This window comes from Micromonospora lacuserhaii, assembly GCF_036902735.1.
Classification (GTDB): Bacteria; Actinomycetota; Actinomycetes; order Mycobacteriales; family Micromonosporaceae; genus Micromonospora.
In genome coordinates this window covers 1-17969 of record NZ_JBAKHO010000076.1, presented here as the reverse complement: position 1 = coordinate 17969, position 17969 = coordinate 1, and the positions used below count along the sequence as shown (strand labels likewise).

Below are 17969 nucleotides of genomic sequence, written 5' to 3'. Positions count from 1 at the left end.
CGGTGGCCCGCCGGCCGGCCGGCGGCGCGCCGGCCCCGGCCAACCCGGCCCGCCCGGCGAGGACCGCCGCGATCAGCAGCGCGGCCAGCAGCGCCGCGCCGGCGAGGAGATCGGCCGGCCGCTGGCCGAGCAGCGTCAGCTCGGTGAGCGCGTACGCCCACAGACCCGTCACCGCCACCAGCACACCCGGCACGGGCACCAGCCTAGGACCCGCCGTCACGCCCGACGGCCGTGACGGCGCGGACCACCACCTCCGGGTGGTCGGAGTGCAGCAGGTGCCGGGCGTCCCGGAACACCTCGTGCCGGCCCGCCGGGAAGCTCCCCGCCAACCGGTCGTGCCCGCCCCGCCACGCCGTCCGGCCGGCGGGCGCGGTCACGTCGCCCAGCGCGGTGAGCACCCGCACCGGCAGGGCGGGCGCGGCCGTCCGCCGCCGCACCTCGACCAGCTCCGCCGCCATCGACGGGTACGCCAGCCACTCCACCAGCACCCGGGCCAACGCCGACCCCGAGGCGTACGGCAGCCCCAGCGCCCGATCCGGCGGCCGGACGCTCATCCGGCGTACCGCCCGTTCCCAGGCCCACGGGCCGACCCGCACGGCCAGCCCGGACCGGTCGAGGAACCCGCCCAGCGCCGACGCCCGGCCCGCCACCGCACCGGCCGACCAGCGGGCCACCCGCACCCACGCCGGCTGCTCCACCACCACACTCGGATCCACCAGCACCAGCCCGGCCAGCCGTCCCGGATGCAGCCGCGCGTACGCCTCGGCGGGCAGCGCCGCCGCCGAGTGCGCCACCAGCACCGGCCGGCCCAGCCCGGCCACCCCGGCGTCGATCCGCGCCACCTCCCCGGCCAGCGTCGGCGCCGCGCCGTCGTCCGGGAGCGCCCCGAGCCCCGGCCGGTCCAGTCGCGCCACCCGCCACCCGGCGGCCCCCAGCAGCGGCGCCACGGCGTCCCAGGTCCCCACCCCGTCGCCCATTCCGGCGCAGAGCAGCACCGCCGGACCGCCGCCGCGCCCGCCCGCCGCCGCGCCGTCCCCGCCAGGCCCGGTCACGGGGCCACCGATCCCGGTCGGGTGCCCCACCCGGCGACCGCTCCGGCGAGCAGCAGCCAGCCGGAGAGGCCGACCAGCTGGACCCGTTGCCACAGCCCCAACCCGAAATCCGGGTACGCCGCCCCGACCAGCGTCCCCACCGTCCCGATCAGCAGCACCACCGCCACCGCGAGCCCCCACCGCCGCCGGACCGGGCCGCGCAGCACGGCGAGGAGCACGACCAGCGAGAGCACCCCGGCGGCCACCGCCACCGACGAGGTGACCGTGTGCGCGTGGTGCCGCCACGAGAGCGCACCCAGATCCTCCAGCCGGGCGCAACGCGGGTCGACCGACGGAGCGCAGTCCATCGTGGTGATCCCGCCGTCCAGCGCGGTGCACACCCCGAACACCACCGTCGCCCACCAGGCGAGCCGGGGAACGTCCCGGGCGGTACGCGACAGCACCAGGCCGGCGGCCGCCGCGAGCAGCCCGGTCACCACGTCGCCGAGCTGGAAGAACAGGTGGTGCGGCTGGTCCCGGGCGGCCAGCTCGCTGAGATAGCTGTCCACCAGGCCGAGCCGCGGGTTGAGCACCGTGCCGAACAGCCAGGAGGCGTAACAGAGCGCCGACAGGCCGAGCGCCGCCGCTGGCAGCGCCCGGACCGGTCGGGGCGGGCTCACGACGACTCGCGGACCATCGGGAACGGCAGCGTCTCCCGGATCGACCGGCCGGTCAGCAGCATCACCAGCCGGTCCACGCCCAGCCCCAGCCCGCCGGTCGGCGGCATCGCGTACTCCAGGGCGGTGAGGAAGTCCTCGTCCAGCTCCATCGCCTCCGGATCGCCGCCGGCCGCCTTGAGCGACTGTTCGGTCAGCCGGCGCCGCTGCTCGGTCGGATCGACCAGCTCCGAGTACGCGGTGCCCAGCTCCATCCCGAACGCCACCAGGTCCCAGCGCTCGGCCAGCCGCGGGTCTGTGCGGTGCTGCCGGGTCAGCGGCGAGACCTCGGTCGGGAAGTCCAGGTAGAAGGTCGGCGCGTCGGTCCGCGCCTCGACCAGCCGCTCGTAGAGCTCCAGCAGCACCGCGCCCGCTCCCCAGCGCGGGTCGTACGGCACGGCCGCGGCGTCGCAGAGCTTGCGCAGGGCAACCAGCTCGGTGTCGACGGTGACTTCCTCGCCGAGCGCGGCGGAGACCGCCTCGTGCACCGTCCACACCGGCCACTCCCCGCCGATGTCCACCGGCTCCCCGGTGCCCGCCCGGCGGGCCACCGGCGCGCCGTGCACCGCGACCGCCGCCGCGACGATCAGCTCCCGGGCCAGCTCGCGCATGTCGTGGTAGTCGGCGTACGCCTGGTACGCCTCCAGCACGGTGAACTCGGGGTTGTGGCTGTAGTCGACGCCCTCGTTGCGGAACGCCCGGCCCAGCTCGTACACCCGCTCCACCCCGCCCACGGCGAGCCGCTTCAGGTACAGCTCGGGAGCGATCCGCAGGGTCAACCGCCGGTCGTACGCGTGGGAGTGGGTGACGAACGGGCGGGCGTTGGCACCCCCGTGCACCCGTTGCAGGATCGGGGTCTCCACCTCCAGGAAGTCCCGGGCCACCAGCGACTGCCGCAGGCTGTGCAGGGCGGCGCCCCGGGCCCGCAGCAGGTCCCGCGCTTCGGTGCTGGTGGCCAGGTCCAGGTAGCGCTGGCGGACCTTCGCCTCCGGGTCGGCCAGCCCGCGGTGCTTGTCCGGCAGCGGGCGCAGGCACTTCGCGGTCAGCCGCCAGTCGGCCACCCGCACCGACACCTCGCCGTGCCGGGTGGCGTACACCTCGCCGGTCGCGCCGACGTGGTCGCCGATGTCGACGGCGGCCCGCCACCGGTCCAGGTCGTGTTCCAGCATCAGTTGCAGGTCGCCGGTGCCGTCCCGGACGGTCGCGAAGCAGACCCCGCCGAAGTCGCGGACCAGCAGCACCCGGCCGGCCACCGCGACGGTCTCCCCCGTCCCGGTGTCCGGCGCCAGGCCGGCGTGCCGGGCGCGCACCGCCGCGCACCCGTCGGTACGCGGGAACCCCACCGGGTACGGGTCGACGCCCTCGGCGCGCAGCCGGTCCAGCTTGGCCCGGCGGACCCGGACCTGCTCGGGCAGCTGCTCCGGCTCGGCCGCCGGGCCGACCGCGTGCACCGCCCCCGCCTCGGGCGGGACGAAACCCACCCCGCCGCCGACCGGCGGGACGCCGTGCAGCGGCGAGGGGCGCCCGCCGGGCAGCGCGAGGAAGCCCTCGGCGACCGCCGCGGCCAGACCCACCCGGGCCAGCTCCCGGCGCTCTCCGAAGCAGAGGTAGCGCGGCGTCCAGTGCGGCTGGTACTTGGCGTTGGACAGGTACAGCGACTCCAGCTGCCACCAGCGGGAGAAGAAGAGCAGGGTGTGCCGCCAGAGCCGGATCACCGGGCCGGCGCCGATCCGGGCGCCCTGCTCGAAGACCGACCGGAACACCGCGAAGTTCAGCGACACCCGCTCGACGCCGAGCCGGGGCGCGACACCGAGCAGCGCCGCCACCATGAACTCCGTGATCCCGTTCTCGGCGGTGCGGTCCCGGCGCATCAGGTCCAGGGAGAGCCCGTCGGCGCCCCACGGGCTCAACGACAGCAGGGCGCGGACCCGGCCCGTGCCGTCGTGCGCCTCGACCAGCACGCAGTCGCCGTCGGCCGGGTCGCCGAGCCGGCCCAGGGCCATCGAGAAGCCCCGCTCGTGCTCGGTGTCCCGCCAGGTGGTGGCCAGACCGGCGAGGGTGGCCAGCTCCTCCGGCGGGATCTCGGCGTGCCGGCGGACCCGGGCGGTGTAGCCGGCCCGCTCGACCCGGTGCACCGCCTGGCGTACCGGGCGCATGTCCCGCCCGTCCAGGTCGAACTCGCGGGCCAGCAGGATCGCCTCGTCGCCCAGTTGCAGCACCTTCAGCCCGTGCCGGTGGTACGTCCGCGCGCCCGCCTCGCCCGCACCCATCACCGCCGGGGTCCAGGCGTATTCCCGGGCCTGCTCCAGCCACGCCTCGATGGCCGGCCCCCAGGCCTCCGGGTCGCCCACGGGGTCCCCGCTGGCCAGGCTCACCCCGTTGACCACCCGGTAGGTGATCGCCGCCTTGCCGCTGGCCGAGAAGATCACCGCCTTGTCCCGGCGGGTGGCGAAGTAGCCGAGGGAGTCCCGCTCGCCGTACCGGGCGAGCAGGGCGCGGATCCGCTGCTCCTCCTCGGGGTGCAGCACCGCGGCGGCGCGCTGCGAGCGGAGCAGGGTGAAGAGCCCGGCCAGGAAGGCTGCCGCGCCCATCGCCCCGAGCACGAGGTTGACCCAGCCGGGGGCCTGCCCCTGCCGGGTGACGTCCAGCGTGATGGCGCCGCCGAAGACCTTCTCGATGGCGTACCCGAGCCGGTCCAGCCAGGTCCGCAGGCTGCCCGGCACGGCGGTGAGCAGCAGGTACCCGACGCCGATCGCGGCCGCCGCCAGCCCGAAGAAGACCGCCAGCGCCCGGCGGGTGCTGCCGCTGCGGACCCGGGCGTAGAACTCCCGCCGGGCGGCCAGCAGCAGGGCGAGCGCGCCGGCGGCGAAGCCGATGCCGACCCAGACGCCGACCGTCTCGATCATGTTGAAGATCCGCTGACCGGCGTCGTCGGTCAGCCGGGCCGCGCCGACCACCACCAGCAGCACGCCGGCCAGCGCACCGACCACCAGGCTCAGCGTGAAGTAGACGACGAGCACCCAGTACGCCAGCCGCTTGCGGCGCAGCACCGCCGAGGCCAGGGTGCCGATGAACACCGCGTACGCCAGGTTGGCCGGGGCGGGCAGCAGCAGCGTGTCGATGGTGGTGCGGACCGGCTGGATGTCCGAGCGCACCGCGCTGCTCAACGCCGCCAGCGCGCAGACCGCGGCGATCACCCAGAGCAGGGTGGCGAAGATCCGGGGAACCTGCCGCCGCCAGTCCGCGCCGGCCGGCCCGCCGGCACCGTCCCCACGGGTCTCCCCGGGCGTCATTGAGCGCGGCGCGGTCGTCGGGGTCACCTGGCCTCCCTACCTCCTGTGCCGCCGGCCCGGGCACGCGTCCGCGCCGATTCCCGGCGGGCGGATGCCGGAGCGGCACCGTCGGCGGACGGCTCATCGTAAGCATCCGTCGGCGTGTCCGGGCGCGCCGCGTTTCCCCCGTCGGACACCCTGGGTAATGGGCCGGTCGACACGACGGCGGAGCGGATCCGCGGCGACCGGCACGGAACGGACGGTGGTGGCGATGTCCAGCGGGGTTGCGGCCCGATCCGACGGGGCGTCCGCGCCGGCGGACGACGCCGGCCTGCGCACGGTCGGGGTCGAGGAGGAGTTCCTACTCGTCGACCCGCACACCGGGGCCGCGGTGCCCGCCGTGGACCTGGTGATGGAGCAGGTGCCGGCCGAGCTGCGCGGGCAGGTGGAGCGCGAGTTCCAGACCAGCCAGATCGAGATCGGCAGTCCGCCCGGGCTGGAACTCAGCTCGATCCGGCACTCGCTGGGCGTGCTGCGGGCCGCGCTGGCCGACGCCGCGGAGCGGGCCGGCGTACGGCTGCTGGCCATCGGCACCGGCCCGGTGGACGGCCCGGTCCCGCCGGTGGTCGACAAGCCCCGCTTCGACCGGATGATCGAACGGTTCCGGCTGCTGGTGCCCGGCCCCGGCAACAACGGCATGCACGTGCACGTCGGGGTGCCCGACCCGGACACCGGGGTGCAGGTGCTCAACCACGTCCGGCCGTGGCTGCCGGTGCTGCAGGCGGCGACCACCAACTCCCCCTTCGCTGCGAGCGAGGACACCGGCTACGCGAGCTGGCGCTCGGTGGAGTGGGAACGCTGGCCGTCGGTCGCGCCGACTCCCTGGCTGGAGTCGTACGAGCACTACCAGCGGCTGATCCGGCAGCTGATCGCCAGCGGCGTGATGCTCGACGAGGGAATGCTCTACTGGTACGCCCGGCTGTCGGCGAAGTACCCGACGGTGGAGATCCGGATCGGCGACGTCTGCCCCTCGCTGGACGACACGGTGCTGGTGGCGGCCCTGGTGCGGGCCCTGGTGGCGACCGCGATGAGCGACATCGCCGAGGGCCGTCCGGCGGTGAACACCGACCACCACCTGCTGGTCGCCGCGCACTGGCGGGCCGCCCACGACGGGCTGGAGGGCGAGGGCGTCGACCTGTCCAACGGCGAGCTGCGCCCGGCCTGGCAACTGCTGGACCGGCTGGTCGAGCGGGTCCGCCCGGCCCTGGCCGAGCACGGCGACCTGGACGAGGTGACCGGCCTGCTGGGCGGGCTGCGCCGGCACGGCACCGGGGCGGCCCGGCAGCGCGCCGTGTTCGCCCGTACCGGCCGGTTGGAGGACGTGGTCGCCGACGTGGCCCGGCAGACCCGTGGCTGATCTCCGCGCGGCCCACCGGGGGGCTTCCCGCGTGGAAGACTGGGCGGCGTGACCCGACGGCTGATCGTGATCGGTGGGGACGCGGCCGGGATGGCGGCCGCCTCCCAGGCCCGGCGCCGGCGCGGCGCCGACGACCTGGAAATCGTCGCCTTCGAGCGGGGGCAGTTCACGTCGTACTCGGCGTGCGGCATCCCGTACTGGATCAGCGGGGTGGTCCCGGAGCGGGACGCACTGATCGCCCGCGCCCCCGGCACCTTCCGGGAGGACTTCGGCATCGACGTGCGGCTGCGCACCGAGGTCACCGGCATCGACCTGGAGCGCCGCGAGGTGGTCGCCCGGGAGCTCGACGGCGGCGGCGAGGTCCGCGAGCGGTTCGACACCCTGGTGTACGCCGCCGGCGCGGTGCCGGTGCAGCCGACGTGGGCGACCGGTGACGTCGACGGCATCTTCGGGATGCAGACCCTCGACGACGGGGCCGCGCTGCGGGCGTGGCTGGACGGCCAGCCGGCGCCCCGTACCGCGGTGGTGGTGGGCGGCGGCTACATCGGCGTCGAGATGGCCGAGGCGCTGATCGAGCGCGGGCTGGCGGTCACCCTGGTCGAGCAGGCCGAACAGCCCATGTCCACGGTGGACCCGGACATGGCCGCGCTGGTCGTCGGGGCGATGCGCGGGCTGGGCATCGAGATCCGTACCGGCACCGCGGTGACCGGCGTCGACGAGCGGGACGGCCGGGTGTCCGCGGTGCTCACCGCGGACGGGCCGCTGCCGGCCGACGTCGTGGTCCTGGGCCTGGGGGTACGCCCGAACACCGCGCTCGCCAAGGCGGCCGGCCTGCCGCTCGGGCCGACCGGCGGGGTCCGGGTGGACCGGCGGATGCGGGTGTTCGGCATGACGGACGTCTGGGCGGCCGGCGACTGCGTGGAGACCCTGCACCGGGTCAGCGGCCTGCCGGTGCACGTCCCGCTCGGCACCCACGCCAACAAGCAGGGCCGGGTCGCGGGGATCAACATCGGCGGCGGGTACGCCACCTTCCCCGGCGTGATCGGCACCGCGGTGACCAAGGTCTGCGACCTGGAGGTGGGGCGGACGGGGCTGCGCGAGCGGGACGCCTCGGCCGCCGGCTTCGAGTTCGTCTCGGTGGTGACCGAGTCCACCAACCGGGCCGGCTACTACCCGGGTGCCAAGCCGATGACGATCAAGCTGATCGCCGAGCGCCCCACGGGGCGGCTGCTCGGGGCGCAGATCGTCGGCCGGTCCGAGGCGGCCAAGCGGATCGACGCGCTCGCGGTGGCCCTCTGGAACGAGATGACCGTGGACGAGATGACCGCCCTCGACCTCGGCTACGCGCCCCCGTACGCGCCGGTCTGGGATCCGGTGCTGATCGCCGCCCGCAAGGCCGTCGACGCCCTCGCCGCCGCCGGCCGCTGACCCTGTCGGCTTAGGGTGCATCTGTTGTCGCTGGAACGACAACAAACGCACCCGAAGTCGGTTGGAATGGCGCGGTGCGGGTGCCGGGAGATGACGCGTCGGGGTTGGACTGGCTGCTGTTCACGCAGTTCGGGGTGCTCACCTGGGGCCAGGCGACCGACGAGCTGAGCGCGTCGGCCGTGCGGCACCGGCTGGCCAGCGGACGGTGGCACCGGATCTGCCGGGGGCTGCTCCGGGTCGGTGACCCGCACGCGGCGTTCAGCCAGGAGCAGCAGTGGTGGGTGGCGGTGCTGGCTGCGGGCGAGGGTGCCGTGCTCGCCGGCCTGGCCGCGGCGCGGGCCGGCGGCCTGCGCGGCTCCTGGCGGTACGAGGTGGTCGACGTGCTGGTGCCCCACGGTCGCCGCGCCGCCGATCTGCTGCGTCGGCTCCCACCCGGGCTCCCGGCGGTCCGGGTCCGCCGCACCCACCACCTGGCGGCCGAAGATCGCCAACGTGGACACCCTGATCGCACCGGCATCGCCAGGTCCCTGGTGGACGCGGCGCAGTGGACGCACAGCGACGACGACGCGCAGAGCGTGCTGGCCGCCGGTTGCCAGCAGCGGCGGGTCACCCCGGCGGAACTCGACGCGGCGCTCCGGCGACAGGCACGGCCGCGACGCTCGACGCTGATCAGGCAGACCATCGCCGACCTGGCGGGCGGGGCCGAGGCGCTGTCCGAGATCGACCTCGTGCGGCTCTGCCGCCGGTACGGTCTGCCCCGCCCCGAGTTGCAGGAGCGGCGGCGCGACGCGGACGGACGGGTGCGCTACCTCGACGCGTACTGGCGGCGGTGGCGGCTGCACGTCGAGGTGGACGGGGCGCACCACATGGACGTCCGGCACTGGGCGGCCGACCTGCGCCGGCAGAACCGGATCTGGACGGAGGGCGACCGCATCCTCCGCTTCACCGCCTTCGACGTCCGCCGCCGCCGGGACGAGGTGGCGGAGCAGCTCCGCGCCGCCCTGACCGCCGCCGGCTGGCGCCCGTGACGCCGTTTCGGGTGCGTCTGTTGTCGCTCGGACGACAACAAACGCACCCGAAGGGCCGCCGGAAACGGTTGTACGGATCGGACCGGCTCCGTCGAGGATGGCCGGATGGAGATTCCCGAGGGGTTGTCGTGGGCGCGGCGGGTGCCGGCCGGACGGGAGTGGCTGGCCGCCCTGCCGGACCTGCTGGCCGGCTGCGTCGAGCACTGGCAGCTGCGGGTCGGTACGCCCTATCCGTACGCGTTCGCGTCCCTGGCGATGCCGGCGGAGCTGCCCGACGGCACCCCGGCGGTGCTGAAGGTGCAGTACCCGGACGACGACAGCCGGCACGAGGCCGCCGCGCTGGCGCACTGGGCCGGTGACGGGGCGGTCCGGCTGCTCGACCACGACCCGCGGCGTCGGGCCCTGCTGGTGGAACGCTGCGTCCCCGGCACCATGCTGCACCAGCAGCTCCTGCCCGACCGGGCGCTCGACGCGGTGGTGGAGCTGCTCCCCCGGCTCCTGACGCCGGCCGGCCCGCCGTTCACCACGCTCGCCGACGAGGCCGCCCGCTGGGCCGAGTGCATGCCGGTCCACTGGGAGCGGGCCAACCGGCCGTACGAGCGGCGACTGCTCGACACCGCGCTCGGGCTGCTCGCCGACCTCGCGCCGAGCCAGGGGGAACAGGTGCTGGTCAACCAGGACCTGCACGCCGGCAACGTGCTCCGGGCGACCCGGGAGCCGTGGCTGGCCATCGACCCGAAGCCGCTGGTCGGCGAGCGGGAGTTCGCGCCGGTGCCGATGGTGCGCGGCGGGGAGCTGGGGCACTCGCCCACCGCGGTACGGCACCGGCTGGACCGGCTCAGCGCCGAGCTGGGGCTCGACCGGGACCGGGTACGGGGCTGGACGATCGTGCACACGCTGGCCTGGAGCGTGGCCGAGGGCCAGGTCTTCCCCCACCAGGTCGAGGTGGTCCGCTGGCTGCTCGGCGGGGAGTGAGCCGGCGTCGGCGGTCGGTCAGCCGGCCTGGCAGGTGGGGCACCAGTAGAGGTTGCGGCCGGCCAGCCCGCCCCGGCTGACCGGGCCGCCGCAGACGTGGCAGGGCGCGCCGGGGCGGCGGTAGACGTACACCTCGCCGCCGTGCCGGTCGACGCGGGCGGCCCGGCCCATCGCCTCGGGCAGGTGGGCGTCGCGCACGGTGTCGATCCGGCCGCGGGCGACGGCCCGGGTCATCAGCTCGACCAGGTCGGCCCAGAGGACGTCCCAGCCGGCGGGGCTCAGGTCCCGGCCGGGCAGGGTCGGTGACAGGCCCGCCCGGAACAGCGCCTCGGTCACGAAGATCAGCCCGGTACCGGCCACCACCGACTGGTCCAGCAGCAGCGCGGCGAGCGGGGTGGGGCTGCGCCGGATCCGGGCGTACGCCCGGGCGGGGTCGGCATCGGCGCGCAGCGGGTCCGGGCCGAGCCGGTCGCGCAGCGCCGCCACCTCGGGCGGGGTGAGCAGTTCGCAGGCGGTAGGGCCGCGCAGGTCGAGCCAGTGCCGGTCGCTGGCCAGCCGCAGCCGGACCTGGCCGACCGGGGCGGGGGGCTCGCCGTCGCCGTCGGTGAACTTGCCGTAGAGCCCCAGGTGGACGTGCAGGGTCAGCTCGTCGGCGTAGTGGTGCAGCAGGTGCTTGCCGTACGCCTCGGTGTCGTCGAGGACGGTGCCGGAGAGCCGGGCGGCACCCTCGGCGAAGCGGCCCTGCGGGCTGGCGGCGGTCACCTTGTCGCCGGCGAAGAGCTCGGCGTGCCGGGCCGCCAGGCGGTGGATGGTGTGTCCCTCTGGCACCGGTCAACGGTAGCCGGGCGGCGGCACCCCGGCGGGTCCGGACACCGGTGCTGCGAAGTCGCGTGTGGCGTATCGACGGACGGGGTATCTACCAGGCGTTACCCGCGTGGCTGCCACCGATCCTGCCGAGGCCTCCACGCATTGACGAGGAGGTGTAGTGATGAACATTCCTTCACTGTCACGCCGCCGGACCCAGCCGGCTACGGACAGCAACGGCGACGGCCGGATCGACGGGCGTGACGCCGAGCCGATGGTCACCGACCGCGATACCGACGCGACGACGTACCGCAGCAACGCGATGGCGGCCGACGACCCGGGGCGCGGGCCGTCCGGCCGGGTCGCTGCGATCGACGACGAGCCGCGTACGCGGGTCCGGCCGATCGGCGTGACCGACGACGACACCGTGCGGACGGTGCCGGCGGAGGAGCGGACCGTCGACCTGGCGCGCGGCGAGCGGCGTCCGCTGGACCACACCGACGCCGACGACCTGCCCGCCGGCCCGCCGGTGGTGGCCGGGCCGAAGCCGCGGGCCAGCCTGCTGGCCACGCTCGGTCTGATCGTCTCGGTGGCGGGGGCGCTCTTCGTGCTCACCGGCACCCTGGCCGGGTACGGCATCGGGCTCGGCGCGATCGGCGCGGTGCTCTCCGTCATGGGCCTGATGGCGACCCGCCGCCGGCACGTCGCCGGCAAGACCGACGCGCTGATCGGCATGCTGGTCGGCCTGGCCGCGGTGGTGCTCGGCATCGTCGCCTTCACCGGGCAGTTCGACTGGCCGACCACGGACGGCGACTGGGTGGGCCGGCTCCGCGAGTGGCTCGACTCACAGTTTGTCGATCGGTTCTGACGGGCATTTCTCCCCGCGCCGGCGGTGCGCCGGCGACGCCCGACCAGTCTGGTGGTTCACCAGCCGGGCACGCACTCTCTCGGGGGCGGCGATTCGCCGCCCCCGAAGCGCGTCCAGGGCCGTCACCCCTTCCCGGGTGACGGCCCTGCCGCATTTCGGGCAGGACCAGCACCGACGCAACGGATCGCCACCCGTCGGGCAGCAGACGCAACGAACAACCACTGTACGCAAGCCTCGGCGGTGGATGTCGTCGGCTCGGGCCGCATACCGTTGACCAACGGCGCCAGCCCGTCGGCCGAGGTGGCCGGGCGCGCCCGACCCCAGGAGCAGGACATGACGATGGACGCGACCCGCCAGCGCTTCCTGATGTGCCGGCCGACGTACTTCGCCGTCGACTACGCGATCAACCCGTGGATGGACCCGACCGCGCCGGTCGACGCCGAGCTGGCCATCCGGCAGTGGGAGCAGCTGCGCCAGACCTACCTCGACCTGGGCCACGAGGTCGAACTGGTCGATCCGGTCGCCGGCCTGCCGGACATGGTCTTCGCCGCCAACGGCGGCACCGTGATCGACGGCAAGGCGATGGCGGTCCAGTTCCGCGACCCGCAGCGCGCCGACGAGGCCCCGGCCTTCCGCGCCTGGTTCGAGGCCGCCGGCTTCGAGATGTACGACCCGAAGCACGTCAACGAGGGCGAGGGCGACGTCCTGCTGGTCGGCGACTACCTGCTCGCCGGCACCGGCTTCCGCACCGCGCACGCCTCGCACGCGCAACTGCAGGAGGTCTTCGGTTACCCGGTGATCACCATGCAGCTGGTGGACCCGCGCTTCTACCACCTGGACACCGCGCTGACCGTGCTCGACGAGCGGACCGTGGCGTACCTGCCGGAGGCCTTCTCCCCCGGCAGCCAGGCGGTGCTGAGCCGGCTCTTCCCGGACGCGATCCACGCCACCATGGCCGACGCCGAGGTGCTGGGCCTGAACGCGGTCAGCGACGGCCGTACCGTGGTGCTGCCCGCGCAGGCCACCGACCTGGCCGGCAAGCTGCGCGACCGGGGCTACGAGACCATCGGGATCGACCTGTCCGAGCTGCGTAAGGCCGGCGGCGGACCGAAGTGCTGCACGCTGCGACTCCGTCAGGGAAAGGCAACCAAGTGATCGAGGACATGTTGCGGACTCCAACCGCGGTACGGGACGCGGAGCGGTACACCGCGCACAACTACCACCCGTTGCCGGTGGTGATCTCCTCCGCCGAGGGCGCCTGGCTCACCGACGTGGACGGCCGCCGCTACCTGGACTGCCTCGCCGGCTACTCCGCGCTGAACTTCGGCCACCGGCACCCGAAGCTGATCCAGGCCGCGCACGAGCAGCTCGACAAGCTCACCCTCACCAGCCGGGCGTTCATCCACGACCAGTTCGCCGACTTCTGCAAGGAGCTGGCGGCGCTGTGCGGCAAGGACCTGGTCCTGCCGATGAACACCGGCGCCGAGGCGGTGGAGACCGGCATCAAGGTCGCCCGCAAGTGGGGCTACCAGGTCAAGGGCGTCACCCCGGGTCAGGCGAACATCGTGGTGGCCGAGGGCAACTTCCACGGCCGGACGACCACCATCGTCAGCTTCTCCACGGACGAGGACGCGCGCGCCGACTTCGGGCCGTACACCCCGGGGTTCACCGTGGTTCCCTACGGTGACCTGGACGCGCTGACCGCCGCCATCGACGAGAACACCGTCGCCGTGCTGCTGGAGCCGATCCAGGGCGAGCAGGGCGTCGTGGTGCCGCCGGAGGGCTACCTGCCGGGCGTGCGCGAGGTCTGCACCGAGCGCAACGTGCTCTTCATCGCCGACGAGATCCAGTCCGGCCTGGGCCGGACCGGCCACACCTTCGCCTGTGAGCACGAGGGCGTCGTACCGGACATGTACCTGCTGGGCAAGGCGCTCGGCGGCGGCATCGTGCCGGTCTCGGCGGTCGCCGCGAACGCCGACGTGCTCGGGGTGCTGAAGCCGGGCCAGCACGGCTCGACCTTCGGCGGGAACCCGCTCGCCTGCGCGGTCGCCACCGAGGTGGTCCGGCTGCTGGCCACCGGCGAGTTCCAGCGCCGCTCCGCCGAGCTGGGCGAGCGGCTGCGCGCCGGGCTGGAGGGGCTGCTCGGCAAGGGTCTGGTCGCCGTCCGGGTGCGGGGCCTCTGGGCCGGCGTGGACATCGACCCGGCGCTGATGAGCGGCCGGCAGGCCTGCGAGCGGCTGATGGAGCGGGGCGTCCTCGCCAAGGACACCCACGGCTCGACCATCCGGCTGGCTCCGCCGCTGGTCATCACCTCCGAAGAGATCGACCACGCGGTGGCCCAGCTGGCCGCGGTGCTGGCCGGCTGACCCTCGTACGCGAGAAGGCGGGCGTCGGGACCTCGGTCCCGGCGCCCGCCGTCGTCTTCCCGCCCCGCGGCGGCGCTCAGGCCCGGGGCAGCCGCATCGCCATCGTGGGCGCCTCGGCCATCACCGAGGTCGGAGTGAACGCCGCGCCGGTGGGCAGCTCGTGGGCCCGGCCCACCTGGACGCCGGGGTAGAGCTCCACCATGTCGGCGCCGCCGAGCACCCGGGACTGGTTCGGGGCCAGCGGGATGCGGTCCGACTCGGCCATCGAGCCGTTCGGCCGGATGCCGGAGCCGTTGGTGCTCACGTCGGTCACGATCACCTCGCCGACCCGCAGCTCGAAGCGGACGTGGCCGCGGCTGATCCAGCGCCGGGCCTCGTCGTTGAGCCACTGGCCGAGCATGATGCCGCCGGCCTGCTCGGGCGCCCGGCCGACCAGCACCGGCTGCTCCTCGGTGAGCACGAACCGGCGTCGGATCAGCCCGCCGATGCGGATCGCCAGCACCTCGCTGCGCGGGCGCGGGCCGGCGTCGCCGAGCCGGGCGCCGTGCCGCGGGCAGGTCGGTACGCCGTTGCGCAGGGTGGGCGGCGGCTGACCGGCCGGGGCGCGGTCCACCCGGGCCAGGTCGGCGAAGGCGCCGCCGCCCCCGCCGCCGCCGAAGAGCGCGCAACCCGGCTCCGGGCAGCGCCACTGCCGGGCCAGCAACTTTCCGCCGACCGGGGAGCGGTCCCCCTCGACGGGGGTGTGCCCGCCACCCACGTGGGCGACGAAGACCGGCCCGCCGGCGCCGGGCACCGGGGCGAGCAGGCGGCCCGGCTGCTCCACCAGCCACGGGAACCGGCCGCGCAGGCCGTCGAAGCGGACCCGGCTGAGCACCGGCAGCCCGAGCAGGTCGGCCACCTCCAGCATCCGGTCGCCCGGGTTGTCGAGCACCTCGACCAGGCCGTCGTCGGCCCACCGCCGGACCACCATGCGCTCGTTGGAGGTGAGGTCGGCGTCGGAGAGCAGGGCCCGGTGCACCACGGCGTAGACGGGGACGCTGTCCTCCTCCAGTTCCCGGGAGAGGGCGTCGATCACCATGCCGAGGCGGAGCAGGCTGGCCGGCCGGCCACCGTCGAGGTCCTGGTAGCGGATCACCTCGGCGAGGTCGAGGACGGCCCGGGCCAGGGACGGATCGGTGCTGACCCGCCCCTCGATCGCGTCGAGCACCTTGCTGATCTCGAACCTCATCGCGCACCCCCGACGATGTCGTCGATCCGCCGGGCCAGCTCGATGTCACGGTGGGTGACCCCGCCCACCGAGTGGGTGACGCACCGGAAGGTCACGGTCCGCCACCGGATGTCGATGTCGGGATGGTGGTCGAGCTCCTCGGCCACCACCGCCACCCGGTCCACCACGCCGACGGCGTCCGGGAAACTGCCGAGCTGCACCGTCCGACTGATCCCGCCCGGATCGCCCGACCAGTCCGTCAGCCCGCCCAGCTCTTCTCGCACCGCTTCCGCGGTGAGCAGGTCTGCCATGGCACGACCCTACCGGTGCGCCGGCCGAACGGCCGAGCTGCCACCACCCGTCCGGTCGGGGCCAGCGTGGCACCGGCGTCCCGACCCCCGCCGCCGGCCCTCGGCGAGGAGGGCCGGCGACGTCAGGCTGGTCAGCGGGCGCGCAGCGGCCGGCCCACCTCGTGCAGGTGCGCGAGCGCCTGCCGGTACGACTCGACCAGCCCGGTCTCGGCGTACCCGACCTCCCGCTCGGCGCAGTACGCCCGCACGATCGGCTTGGCCCGACGCAGGTTGCCCCGGGGCATGTTCGGGAAGAGGTGGTGCTCGATCTGGTGGTTGAGGCCGCCCAGCGCCACGTCCACCCAGCGGCCGCCGCCGACGTTGCGCGAGGTCAGTACCTGCTTACGCAGGTAGTCCAACTCGTCGTCGGCGGTCGGCATCGGCATGCCCTTGTGGTTCGGGGCGAACGCGCAGCCCATGTAGAGGCCCCAGAGCGCCTGGTGGACGACGACGAAGGCGAGCACCTTCAGCGGGGACATCACCGCCAGTAGCAGGCCCAGGTAGGCAACGCCGTGCGCGACGAGCAGCAGCGCCTCGACGGCACGGTGCCGCATCGGCGTCCGCCAGCCGCCGTCCGGGTTCCGCTCCACCATCGCGCGCACGCTGGCCACGTGCAGGCTGATCCCCTCCAGCAGCAGCATCGGGAAGAAGAACCAGGCCTGCCGCCGGGCCAGCCATCGCGCCACGCCGCGGGTCACCGCCGCCTGCTCGTAGGTCCAGACCAGGGCGCCCGCCCCGACGTCCGGGTCCTCGTCCTCGTGGTTCGGGTTGGCGTGGTGGCGGTTGTGCTTGTCCACCCACCAGCCGTAGCTGAGCCCGACCGCCAGGTTGCCGGCGAGCAGGCCGGCCACCTCACTGGGGCCGCGCCGGCGGAACATCTGCCGGTGCCCGGCGTCGTGCCCGAGGAAGGCCACCTGGGTGGTGGCGACAGCCAGGCCCACCGCCAGCAGCGGCTGCCACCAGGAGTCACCGACCGCCACCACCGCGACCCAGCTCGCCAGGAACACGGCCGCGGTGACCACGATCCGGACGGCGTACCGGCCGGGCCGCCGGTTGAGCAGGCCCGCCTCATTGATCAACCGGGATAATCCGGCGTAGTCACTGCCGCGTCGCGCCGGCCGCTCGGCCACCGTCGAAACCGCCACAACTGCCCCCATCCTGGGCTTGGCCGCCCGGATGGCGACACCCGCCATCGAGTCTGGTCCCAACAGTAGCGCTGAGTAATCCCGCCAGCCCCCGAAGGCGAGGGGGTGCTGGCCCTACCTCAGCCCATCCGCCCGACCGCCGCGCGCAGCCGGGCGAGGTCGCGGCGCCGCCGCTCGTACGTGGCGGCGAGCGCGATCAGCGCGAGCCCACCGAGCCCCAGGTAGACCCACCGGGGCAGCAGGTCCCAGTTGCGGGCCAGCTCGTGCAGGGCCAGCAGGGTCAGCGTGCCGCCACCCACCATGACCGGCGCCTGCCAGCGCCGGGTGGCGCCGGCGAGCACCGCCACCAGCGCAGCCACGCCGAGCAGCAGCCGCCGCCACGGCTGCGGATCGGGCGCCGCCAGCACCGACACCAGGCTGGGCAGCAGCCCGGCGGCGAGTCCCGGCCCGAGCGCCGGCCAGCTGGTCAGCCCCTCCCGGGTACGCAGCGCCACCACCCCCGCCAGCAGCGCCAACCCGGCCGCCGGCACGGTGTACGCCTCCAGCAGGACCACGCCGCCGGCCGCCAGGAGCAGCCAGGCGCCGAGCAGCTCGCTGCCTCCGGCGATGCCGGCCAGGGCCCACCGCCCGGCGGTGGACTCGCCCCGGCGGGGCAACCGCAGCGCGACGGCGGCGCCCCAGAGGACGCAGACCGCGGCGGCGTGGCGCGGCGCCGCGGCGGTGAGCAGCAGGGCCACCAGCGCCACCGCCTGGGCGGCCGCCTCCATCGCCCCGCGTGCCGGCGAGAAGCCGCGCCCGACCCGCCGGCCCAGCAGCGGGGCGGCGAGGAGCACCGGCACCGCCACCGCGAGCGCGGCGAAGCCGGCCGTCCGCGTCGGCAGCCCGGCGGCCAGCGGCGCGGTCACCGCGAGGCAGGTCGCCGCGGTCACCGTCGCCAGCCAGCCCAGCAGCCGGATCTCGGCGCGGCGCCCGGCGGCCCCCACCACCGCCGCCGCGACGACCAGCAGGGCCAGCCCGGCCAGGGTGCCCGCCCGGGTGGCGAGCAGCCCGACCAGTCCAGTGCCGGTCCAGACCACCCCGACCGGCACCGTGACCAGCTTGAGCGGCGAGCCGGCCAGCGGAGCGGGTGGACCGGCGGCCGGCGCGGGAAGGGACGTCTCGACGGCCGGGACCGGCGCGGTCCGCGTCGCACCGGCCACGGCCGGACCGGCGAGCGCGGCGAGAAGCAGCGCGGCGACGCCGGTGAGCAGCACCGCCGCCGGCACCGTCGGCCAGGGCGCGCCGGCGGCCACCAGCAGCACCGGCAGCGCCGCCGCCGCGAAGGGCAGGGCGGCCAACCCCGGCAGCGCCCGGCCAAGTCGG

Annotated in this window: 15 protein-coding genes and 1 pseudogene; 7 read left to right on the top strand and 9 right to left on the bottom strand. The window is 75.1% G+C overall.

Annotated features, from left to right (window positions below):
* The 4 genes and pseudogenes from V6U81_RS27310 to lysX form a co-directional block, all read right to left on the bottom strand.
* Window positions 1-193, bottom strand: a pseudogene (locus tag V6U81_RS27310) (DUF6412 domain-containing protein); the annotation flags it as partial.
* Window positions 194-203: 10 nt separating this feature from the next.
* Window positions 204-1052 carry an alpha/beta fold hydrolase gene (locus V6U81_RS27305; RefSeq protein WP_334493631.1) on the bottom strand — a complete coding sequence of 283 codons (849 nt, stop codon included), beginning with the start codon at window positions 1050-1052 and terminating at the stop codon, window positions 204-206.
* Window positions 1049-1711 carry a DUF998 domain-containing protein gene (locus V6U81_RS27300; protein WP_334493628.1) on the bottom strand — a complete coding sequence of 221 codons (663 nt, stop codon included), beginning with the start codon at window positions 1709-1711 and terminating at the stop codon, window positions 1049-1051. The genes V6U81_RS27305 and V6U81_RS27300 overlap by 4 nt, the downstream gene beginning before the upstream one ends.
* A complete protein-coding gene (lysX, locus tag V6U81_RS27295; RefSeq protein WP_334493625.1) occupies window positions 1708-5067 on the bottom strand; it encodes a bifunctional lysylphosphatidylglycerol synthetase/lysine--tRNA ligase LysX in 3360 nt (1119 codons plus the stop codon). The genes V6U81_RS27300 and lysX overlap by 4 nt, the downstream gene beginning before the upstream one ends.
* Window positions 5068-5290: 223 nt before the next feature.
* On the opposite strand from lysX, the gene V6U81_RS27290 reads away from it, so the two are divergent.
* The 4 genes from V6U81_RS27290 (at window position 5291) to V6U81_RS27275 (ending at window position 9867) form a co-directional block, all read left to right on the top strand.
* A complete protein-coding gene (locus tag V6U81_RS27290) occupies window positions 5291-6436 on the top strand; it encodes a carboxylate-amine ligase (protein ID WP_420884099.1) in 1146 nt (381 codons plus the stop codon).
* 48 nt (window positions 6437-6484) lie between these two features.
* Window positions 6485-7864 (top strand): FAD-dependent oxidoreductase, encoded by a 1380-nt coding sequence (locus V6U81_RS27285; protein WP_334493620.1) that lies wholly within the window; start codon window positions 6485-6487, stop codon window positions 7862-7864.
* Window positions 7865-7938: 74 nt separating this feature from the next.
* The gene (locus V6U81_RS27280) at window positions 7939-8892 is read left to right on the top strand and encodes an endonuclease domain-containing protein (RefSeq protein WP_334493617.1); all 954 of its coding nucleotides are present in this window, start codon (window positions 7939-7941) and stop codon (window positions 8890-8892) included.
* A 105-nt stretch (window positions 8893-8997) separates the two neighbouring features.
* Entirely contained in the window at window positions 8998-9867 is an 870-nt protein-coding gene (locus V6U81_RS27275; RefSeq protein ID WP_334493614.1) for an aminoglycoside phosphotransferase family protein, read from the top strand.
* An 18-nt stretch (window positions 9868-9885) separates the two neighbouring features.
* Here the strand turns inward: V6U81_RS27275 and V6U81_RS27270 are convergent, their stop codons facing one another.
* On the bottom strand, window positions 9886-10695 hold the full coding sequence (locus V6U81_RS27270) for an Fpg/Nei family DNA glycosylase (protein WP_334493611.1): 810 nt from the start codon (window positions 10693-10695) through the stop codon (window positions 9886-9888).
* 160 nt (window positions 10696-10855) lie between these two features.
* Here V6U81_RS27270 and V6U81_RS27265 point away from each other — a divergent pair, with 160 nt between their 5' ends.
* From V6U81_RS27265 to rocD, 3 genes are all read left to right on the top strand, one after another.
* The gene (locus tag V6U81_RS27265) at window positions 10856-11539 is read left to right on the top strand and encodes a thrombospondin (RefSeq protein ID WP_334493608.1); all 684 of its coding nucleotides are present in this window, start codon (window positions 10856-10858) and stop codon (window positions 11537-11539) included.
* A 300-nt stretch (window positions 11540-11839) separates the two neighbouring features.
* Window positions 11840-12694, top strand: coding sequence for a dimethylargininase (gene ddaH, locus V6U81_RS27260; RefSeq protein ID WP_334493637.1), 855 nt, complete (start codon window positions 11840-11842; stop codon window positions 12692-12694).
* Window positions 12691-13905, top strand: a complete 1215-nt coding sequence (gene rocD, locus V6U81_RS27255; RefSeq protein WP_334493605.1) for an ornithine--oxo-acid transaminase — start codon at window positions 12691-12693, stop codon at window positions 13903-13905. The genes ddaH and rocD overlap by 4 nt, the downstream gene beginning before the upstream one ends.
* A gap of 76 nt (window positions 13906-13981) precedes the next feature.
* On the opposite strand, the gene V6U81_RS27250 is transcribed toward rocD, so the two are convergent.
* The 4 genes from V6U81_RS27250 to V6U81_RS27235 all read right to left on the bottom strand — a co-directional run.
* A complete protein-coding gene (locus V6U81_RS27250; RefSeq protein ID WP_334493602.1) occupies window positions 13982-15133 on the bottom strand; it encodes an FHA domain-containing protein in 1152 nt (383 codons plus the stop codon).
* Window positions 15130-15423: a 4a-hydroxytetrahydrobiopterin dehydratase gene (locus V6U81_RS27245; protein WP_334493599.1), complete on the bottom strand. Its 294-nt coding sequence runs from the start codon at window positions 15421-15423 to the stop codon at window positions 15130-15132. Before V6U81_RS27245 ends, V6U81_RS27250 begins: the two co-directional genes overlap by 4 nt.
* 131 nt (window positions 15424-15554) lie before the next feature.
* Complete coding sequence (locus tag V6U81_RS27240; protein ID WP_334493634.1) at window positions 15555-16619, bottom strand: fatty acid desaturase family protein; 1065 nt, start codon at window positions 16617-16619, stop codon at window positions 15555-15557.
* Between the two features lie 107 nt (window positions 16620-16726).
* A partial coding sequence (locus tag V6U81_RS27235) for an SCO7613 C-terminal domain-containing membrane protein (RefSeq protein WP_420884098.1) occupies window positions 16727-17969 on the bottom strand: 1243 nt, incomplete at its 5' end.

Excerpts from the sequence above, each read along its gene's own strand:
- V6U81_RS27250 (WP_334493602.1), bottom strand. The coding sequence starts at position 15,133 with ATGAGGTTCGAGATCAGCAAGGTGCTCGACGCGATCGAGGGGCGGGTC.
- V6U81_RS27245 (WP_334493599.1), bottom strand. The coding sequence starts at position 15,423 with ATGGCAGACCTGCTCACCGCGGAAGCGGTGCGAGAAGAGCTGGGCGGG.
- V6U81_RS27265 (WP_334493608.1), top strand. The coding sequence starts at position 10,856 with ATGAACATTCCTTCACTGTCACGCCGCCGGACCCAGCCGGCTACGGAC.
- V6U81_RS27275 (WP_334493614.1), top strand. The coding sequence starts at position 8,998 with ATGGAGATTCCCGAGGGGTTGTCGTGGGCGCGGCGGGTGCCGGCCGGA.
- V6U81_RS27290 (WP_420884099.1), top strand. The coding sequence starts at position 5,291 with ATGTCCAGCGGGGTTGCGGCCCGATCCGACGGGGCGTCCGCGCCGGCG.
- V6U81_RS27240 (WP_334493634.1), bottom strand. The coding sequence starts at position 16,619 with ATGGGGGCAGTTGTGGCGGTTTCGACGGTGGCCGAGCGGCCGGCGCGA.